Here is an 8371-nt window from a genome sequence, read left to right as displayed (position 1 = left end):
CGGACGAGCGGACGGACGACCCGGCTGCCGAGGCGCCGGAGTCGGGCTCCGGCACGGGGACGGACGTCGAGTCGGGCGACGCCGGTGGCGGCGCAGGTCGCCGCGCCCTCGACCCGGCGCGCATCGTCCTGGTCGGGGTGGCCGTGCTGGCGGTCGTCTTCGGTGCGTTCTTCGGCTACCGCGGTGTGGCGGACTGGCGCGAGACCCACGGTGTCGACGGCGCCCACGACAAGGCCGCCGAGGCGGCTGCCTCCGCCGCGGAGACGATCTTCACCTACCGCTACGACCGGATCCAGCAGTACCTCGACGACTCCAGCGACGTGATGACCCCGTCGTTCGCCAAGGACTTCGAGAGCATCTCCCCGGCCCTGCGCGACCTCGCCCCGCAGCGCAAGATCCAGGTCCAGGCCACCACCCGCGACTCCGCCGCGATGTCGTGCGGCGACGACTGCCGTCGCGACCGCGCCACCGTGCTGGTCTTCGTCGACCAGGCACGTCTGGCCGACGGGTCGGACGTGCCGACGGTCTTCGGCAACCGGGTGGAGATGACGATGGTCGAGCGCGACGGACGCTGGCTCGTCGACGACATCAAGGCGCTCTGAGCCGGCGCGTCGGACCTGCGCGGAGGGGCCGGTCGGGTGCTCCGGCGGGGCGCTGCGGAGGCCGCCGACCCCGTCGGACCGCCGCCTGGACACCCGGCAGATCCTGCAATGGCAGGCTTTTCGGGCCGTGCGCGCGTGGAGCGGCCGAATACTTTGACCCATCTCAGGCTGGTTGTCAAGGACCAGGCTTGCGCGCGTGTGGACGGAAGGGCTAGACTGAATCTTCGCGCCCGCCTCGTCGCCCTCGTTGCCCCTTGACTGGGGGCGTCAGTCATGCGCACAAGTCCATCACGTGACACCCTTGCGAGCCTCTGGAAGGACCCCTCTTGGCCGCCTCGCGCACCGTCGCCGCACCTGCCCAGAACAACAGTGCCACCAACGCACCCCGCCGCATCTCCTTCGCCAAGATCTCCGAACCGCTCGAGGTTCCCGAGCTCCTGGCCCTGCAGACCGACAGCTTCGACTGGCTGATCGGCAGCGAGAAGTGGAAGGCCGAGGTCGAGGACGCCCTCGCTGCCGGCCGCACCGACGTCTCCACCAAGTCCGGCCTGGAGGAGATCTTCGAGGAGATCTCCCCGATCGAGGACTTCTCCGAGACGATGAGCCTGTCGTTCCGCGACCACCGCTTCGAGCCCCCGAAGTACTCGGTCGAGGACTGCAAGGACCGCGACGTCACCTACGCCGCGCCCCTGTTCGTCACCGCCGAGTTCATGAACAACGAGACCGGCGAGATCAAGAGCCAGACGGTCTTCATGGGCGAGTTCCCGCTCATGACCCCCAAGGGCACCTTCGTCATCAACGGCACCGAGCGCGTCGTCGTCAGCCAGCTGGTCCGCAGCCCCGGCGTCTACTTCGAGCGCACGCCCGACAAGACGTCGGACAAGGACATCTACACGGCCAAGGTCATCCCCTCGCGCGGCGCGTGGCTGGAGTTCGAGGTCGACAAGCGTGACCTCGTCGGCGTCCGTCTGGACCGCAAGCGCAAGCAGAGCGTCACCGTCCTGCTCAAGGCGCTCGGCTTCACCGAGGCGCAGATCCTCGAGGAGTTCGGCCAGTACGAGTCCATCCGCCTGACCCTGGAGAAGGACAACGTCCAGACCCAGGACGAGGCGCTGCTCGACATCTACCGCAAGCTGCGTCCGGGCGAGCCGCCGTCGCGCGAGGCCGCCCAGAACCTGCTCGACAACTACTACTTCAACACGAAGCGGTACGACCTGGCCAAGGTCGGTCGTCACAAGGTCAACAAGAAGCTCGGCGCCGACGAGGCGTTCGACCAGCAGACGCTGACCATCGACGACGTCGTCGCCACCATCAAGTACGTCGTGGCCCTGCACGCCGGCGAGACCGAGCTGGAGATGCCCGCGGGCACCACCCTCGTCGAGGCCGACGACATCGACCACTTCGGCAACCGTCGCATCCGCACGGTCGGCGAGCTGATCCAGAACCAGCTGCGCACCGGCCTGGCGCGCATGGAGCGCGTCGTGCGCGAGCGCATGACGACGCAGGACGTCGAGGCCATCACGCCGCAGACGCTCATCAACATCCGTCCGGTCGTGGCGGCGCTGAAGGAGTTCTTCGGCACCAGCCAGCTGTCGCAGTTCATGGACCAGAACAACCCGCTCGCGGGTCTGACGCACAAGCGTCGCCTGAACGCGCTCGGCCCCGGTGGTCTGTCGCGTGAGCGCGCCGGCTACGAGGTCCGCGACGTGCACCCGTCGCACTACGGCCGCATGTGCCCGATCGAGACGCCTGAGGGTCCGAACATCGGTCTGATCGGCTCGCTCGCCTCCTACGGTCGCATCAACGCGTTCGGCTTCATCGAGTCGCCGTACCGCAAGGTCGTCGACGGCCGGGTCACCGAGCAGATCGACTACCTCACGGCCACCGACGAGGACCGGTTCATCGTCGCCCAGGCGAACTCGCCGCTCACCGAGGACGGCACGTTCGTCGACGACGCGGTGCTCGTGCGCCAGCGTGGTGGTGAGGCCGAGCTCCGCCCGGCCGCCGAGGTCGACTACATGGACGTCTCGCCGCGCCAGATGGTCTCGGTCGCGACCGCGCTCATCCCGTTCCTCGAGCACGACGACGCCAACCGCGCCCTCATGGGTGCCAACATGCAGCGCCAGGCGGTCCCGCTGGTGCGCAACGACGCCCCGCTCGTCGGCACCGGCATGGAGTTCCGCGCCGCCGTCGACGCCGGCGACGTCACCGTCGCCAAGAAGGCGGGTGTGGTCAAGGAGGTCTCGGCCGACCTGGTCGAGATCATGGAGGACGAGGGCACGTACACGACGTACCGCCTCGCCAAGTTCCGCCGCTCCAACCACGGCACCTGCACGAACCAGCGCCCCCTCGTCGCCGAGGGCCAGCGCGTCGAGGTCGGCACCCCGCTGGCCGACGGTCCGTGCACCGACGAGGGCGAGATGGCGCTGGGCACCAACCTGCTCGTCGCCTTCATGCCCTGGCAGGGCCACAACTACGAGGACGCGATCATCCTCAGCCAGCGCGTCGTGCAGGACGACCTGCTCACCTCGATCCACATCGAGGAGCACGAGGTCGACGCGCGCGACACCAAGCTGGGCCCGGAGGAGATCACCCGCGACATCCCGAACGTCAGCGAGGAGATGCTGGCCGACCTCGACGAGCGCGGCATCATCCGCATCGGCGCCGAGGTGGGCAACGGCGACATCCTCGTCGGCAAGGTGACGCCCAAGGGCGAGACCGAGCTGACGCCGGAGGAGCGCCTGCTGCGCGCCATCTTCGGTGAGAAGGCGCGCGAGGTCCGCGACACGTCGCTCAAGGTCCCGCACGGCGAGTCCGGCACCGTCATCGGCGTCCGCGTGTTCGACGCGGCCGACGGCGACGAGCTCAGCCCCGGCGTGAACCAGCTGGTCCGCGTCTACGTCGCCCAGAAGCGCAAGATCTCCGACGGTGACAAGCTCGCCGGCCGTCACGGCAACAAGGGCGTCATCTCCAAGATCCTGCCGATCGAGGACATGCCGTTCCTCGAGGACGGCACCGCCGTCGACATCGTGCTGAACCCGCTGGGCGTGCCCGGCCGCATGAACGTCGGCCAGGTGCTCGAGACCCACCTCGGGTGGGTGGCCAAGGCAGGCTGGGACATCGGCGACCTGAAGGACGAGTGGGCCGACCGCCTGCGCGCCATCGGTGCTGACCGTGCCCCGGCGAACTCCAACGTCGCGACGCCCGTCTTCGACGGTGCCCGCGAGGACGAGATCCAGGGCCTGCTGGCCTCGACGCTGCCCAACCGCGACGGCGACCGCATGGTCGGCCCCGACGGCAAGGCGGTCCTGTTCGACGGTCGTACCGGCGAGCAGTTCCCCGACCCGATCAGCGTCGGCTACATGTACCTGCTGAAGCTGCACCACCTGGTCGACGACAAGATCCACGCCCGCTCGACCGGTCCGTACTCGATGATCACCCAGCAGCCGCTCGGCGGTAAGGCCCAGTTCGGTGGCCAGCGCTTCGGTGAGATGGAGGTCTGGGCCCTCGAGGCCTACGGTGCCGCCTACGCGCTGCAGGAGCTGCTGACGATCAAGTCCGACGACATCGTCGGCCGCGTCAAGGTCTACGAGGCGATCGTCAAGGGCGAGAACGTGCCCGAGCCGGGCATCCCCGAGTCCTTCAAGGTGCTCGTCAAGGAGATGCAGTCGCTGTGCCTCAACGTCGAGGTGCTGTCCAGCGACGGTTCCGCCGTCGAGATGCGCGACGCGGAGGAGGACCTCTTCCGCGCCGCCGAGGAGCTCGGCATCGACCTGTCGCGTCGCGAGCCCTCCAGCGTCGAAGAAGTGTGAGCCGGCGGGGCGCCGTCGCCACGACGGCGCCCCCACCCTCACTCCCCGCTCACCACTGAATTTCGAAAAGTAAGGGAAAGAAGACACCGTGCTCGACGTGAACTTCTTCGATCAGATCCGGATCGGTCTCGCGACCGCCGACGACATCCGCGGATGGTCCTACGGCGAGGTCAAGAAGCCGGAGACGATCAACTACCGCACGCTCAAGCCCGAGCGTGACGGCCTCTTCTGCGAGAAGATCTTCGGTCCCACCCGGGACTGGGAGTGCTACTGCGGCAAGTACAAGCGCGTGCGCTTCAAGGGCATCATCTGCGAGCGCTGCGGCGTCGAGGTGACCCGCTCCAAGGTGCGTCGCGAGCGCATGGGCCACATCGAGCTCGCTGCGCCGGTCACCCACATCTGGTACTTCAAGGGTGTCCCCAGCCGTCTGGGCTACCTGCTCGACCTCGCCCCGAAGGACCTCGAGAAGGTCATCTACTTCGCGGCGTACATGATCACGCACGTCGACGAGGAGGCGCGTCACCGCGACCTGTCCTCGCTCGAGTCGAAGATCGACCTCGAGGTCAAGCAGCTCGAGGCCCGTCGCGACGACGAGGTCAACCAGCGCCTGCAGAAGCTCGAGGAGGACCTCAAGGCCCTCGAGGACGAGGGGGCGAAGGCCGACGCCAAGCGCAAGGTCAAGGACGCCGCCGAGCGTGAGGCCAAGCAGCGTCGCGACCGCATCCAGCGCGAGATCGACCGACTCACCGAGGTGTGGGACCGGTTCAAGAACCTCAAGGTCCAGGACCTCGAGGGCGACGAGATGCTCTACCGCGAGATGACGTACCGCTTCGGTGCGTACTTCGAGGGCTACATGGGCGCCGCTGCCATCCAGAAGCGTCTGCAGTCCTTCGACCTCGACGCCGAGGCGGAGTCGCTGCGCGAGATCATCGCCACCGGCAAGGGCCAGAAGAAGACCCGCGCCCTCAAGCGCCTCAAGGTCGTCTCGGCGTTCCTCGGCAGCAGCAACCACCCCGAGGGCATGGTCCTCGACGCCGTGCCGGTGATCCCGCCGGAGCTGCGTCCCATGGTCCAGCTCGACGGTGGCCGCTTCGCCACGTCGGACCTCAACGACCTGTACCGCCGCGTCATCAACCGCAACAACCGCCTCAAGCGACTGCTCGACCTCGGCGCGCCCGAGATCATCGTCAACAACGAGAAGCGGATGCTGCAGGAGGCCGTCGACTCGCTGTTCGACAACGGCCGTCGTGGTCGTCCCGTCACCGGCCCGGGCAACCGTCCGCTCAAGTCCATCTCGGACATGCTCAAGGGCAAGCAGGGTCGTTTCCGTCAGAACCTGCTCGGCAAGCGCGTCGACTACTCCGGCCGTTCGGTCATCGTCGTCGGCCCGCAGCTGAAGCTGCACCAGTGCGGTCTGCCCAAGCAGATGGCGATCGAGCTGTTCAAGCCGTTCGTCATGAAGCGTCTGGTCGACCTCAACCACGCCCAGAACATCAAGTCCGCCAAGCGGATGGTGGAGCGCGGCGTGCGCGCCGAGGTCTGGGACGTGCTCGAGGAGGTCATCACCGAGCACCCGGTGCTGCTGAACCGTGCACCCACCCTGCACCGTCTGGGCATCCAGGCGTTCGAGCCGCAGCTCATCGAGGGCAAGGCCATCCAGATCCACCCGCTCGTCTGCTCGGCCTTCAACGCCGACTTCGACGGTGACCAGATGGCCGTGCACCTGCCGCTGAGCGCCGAGGCGCAGGCCGAGGCCCGCATCCTCATGCTGAGCACGAACAACATCCTCAAGCCGTCCGACGGCCGTCCGGTCACCATGCCGACGCAGGACATGATCATCGGCCTGTACTTCCTCACGCTCGAGCGTGAGGGGCACCCGGGCGAGGGTCGTGCGTTCAGCTCGGTCGCCGAGGCCGTCATGGCCTTCGACCGCAAGGAGATCACCCTCCAGAGCAAGGTGCGGATCCGCATCCCCGGCGCCGACGGTGTCGTCGCGTCGCGGGAGACCACCCTCGGTCGCGCGATCTTCAACCAGGCCCTGCCGGACGACTACGCGTACGTCAACTACCAGGTCGGCAAGAAGGAGCTCGGGGTCATCGTCAACGACCTCGCCGAGCGCTACTCCAAGATCGACGTGGGCGTCGCGCTCGACAACCTCAAGGAGACCGGTTTCCACTGGGCCACGCGCTCGGGTGTCACCATCTCCATCGAGGACGTCGTCACGCCGGAGTCCAAGCAGGAGATCCTCACCAAGTACGAGGGTCAGGCGGCGAAGGTCCAGCAGCAGTTCGACCGCGGTCTCATCACCGAGGACGAGCGTCGTCAGGAGCTCATCGAGATCTGGACCCAGGCCACGGCCGAGGTGTCCGGCGAGATGGAGAAGAAGTTCACCGCGAACGCCGACAACCCGATCTGGATGATGGTCCACTCGGGTGCGCGAGGCAACATGATGCAGGTCCGTCAGATCGCGGCCATGCGTGGTCTCGTGGCGAACCCGAAGGGCGAGATCATCCCGCGCCCGATCAAGGCCAACTTCCGTGAGGGCCTGAGCGTCGTCGAGTACTTCATCGCGACGCACGGTGCCCGCAAGGGTCTGGCCGACACCGCCCTGCGCACCGCCGACTCCGGCTACCTGACGCGTCGACTCGTCGACGTCAGCCAGGACGTCATCATCCGCGAGGAGGACTGCGGCACCGAGCGTGGTCTGCCGAAGGTCATCGCGACCCGCCTGGACGACGGCACGTTCGTGCCGGCGGAGAACGTCGAGACCTCGGCGTACTCGCGCAGCGCGGCCACCGACATCACCCACCCGGAGACGGGCGAGGTGCTGGTGGAGGCCGGCGGCGACCTCGGCGACGTCGAGATCGGCCAGCTCGTGACCGCCGGCGTGGAGACCATCCGCGTCCGCACGGTCCTCACCTGCGAGGCGGCGGCCGGTACGTGCGCCAAGTGCTACGGCCGCTCGCTGGCCACCGGCAAGCTCGTCGACATCGGCGAGGCGGTCGGCACCATCGCCGCCCAGTCGATCGGTGAGCCCGGCACCCAGCTGACGATGCGTACCTTCCACACCGGTGGTGTGGCCGGTGACGACATCACGCACGGTCTGCCGCGCGTGGTCGAGCTCTTCGAGGCTCGTCAGCCCAAGGGTCGTGCGCCGATCACCGAGTCCGCCGGTCGCGTCGCGATCGACGACACGGACAAGACGCGCAAGCTCGTCGTCACCCCCGACGACGGCTCGGAGGTGCAGGAGTACCCCGTCAGCAAGCGTTCGCGCCTGCTCGTCGAGGACGGCTCGCACGTCGAGGTCGGCCAGCAGCTCACCCACGGAACGCCGGACCCGCAGGAGGTCCTGCGCATCCTCGGTGTCCGTCGGGCGCAGGAGCACCTCGTGGACGAGGTCCAGGAGGTCTACCGCAGCCAGGGCGTGGCGATCCACGACAAGCACATCGAGATCATCGTGCGGCAGATGCTGCGTCGGGTCACGGTCATCGAGCAGGGTGACTCCCACCTGATCCCCGGTGACCTCGCGGACCGGGCGACGTTCGAGTCGGAGAACCGACGCGTCGTCGCCGAGGGCGGCACCCCCGCCTCGGGCCGTCCGGTGCTCATGGGCATCACGAAGGCCTCGCTGGCCGTCGAGTCGTGGCTGTCGGCCGCCTCCTTCCAGGAGACGACCCGCGTCCTCACCGACGCCGCCATCCACGGCAAGTCGGACTCGCTGCGCGGTCTGAAGGAGAACATCATCATCGGCAAGCTCATCCCGGCGGGTACCGGTCTCGACCGGTACCGCAACATCCGGGTCGAGCCCACCGAGGAGGCCCGCCAGGCCGCCTACGCCGTCACGGGCTACGAGTCCTACGACTACGGCTTCGGCTCGCCCGACGGCCCCGCCGTCCAGCTGGAGGACTACGACTTCACGTCGTACGAGCCCTGACGGACTGAACGCACGACGGCCCC

3 protein-coding genes are annotated in these 8371 nt (G+C 67.9%); all 3 read left to right on the top strand.

Annotated features, from left to right (window positions below):
- Positions 1-602 (top strand): hypothetical protein (locus NH339_RS07790; protein WP_253024116.1); only part of this gene is annotated, 602 nt, incomplete at its 5' end.
- Positions 603-928: 326 nt separating this feature from the next.
- Positions 929-4414 (top strand): DNA-directed RNA polymerase subunit beta, encoded by a 3486-nt coding sequence (gene rpoB / locus NH339_RS07785; protein WP_253024114.1) that lies wholly within the window; start codon positions 929-931, stop codon positions 4412-4414.
- A gap of 88 nt (positions 4415-4502) precedes the next feature.
- A complete protein-coding gene (locus NH339_RS07780) occupies positions 4503-8348 on the top strand; it encodes a DNA-directed RNA polymerase subunit beta' (RefSeq protein ID WP_253024112.1) in 3846 nt (1281 codons plus the stop codon).
- Positions 8349-8371: the final 23 nt, after the last annotated feature.

The sequence above is a fragment of the Aeromicrobium sp. CnD17-E genome (assembly GCF_024124745.1).
GTDB lineage: Bacteria > Actinomycetota > Actinomycetes > Propionibacteriales > Nocardioidaceae > Aeromicrobium.
This window is presented reverse-complemented; position numbering and strand designations above follow the sequence as displayed.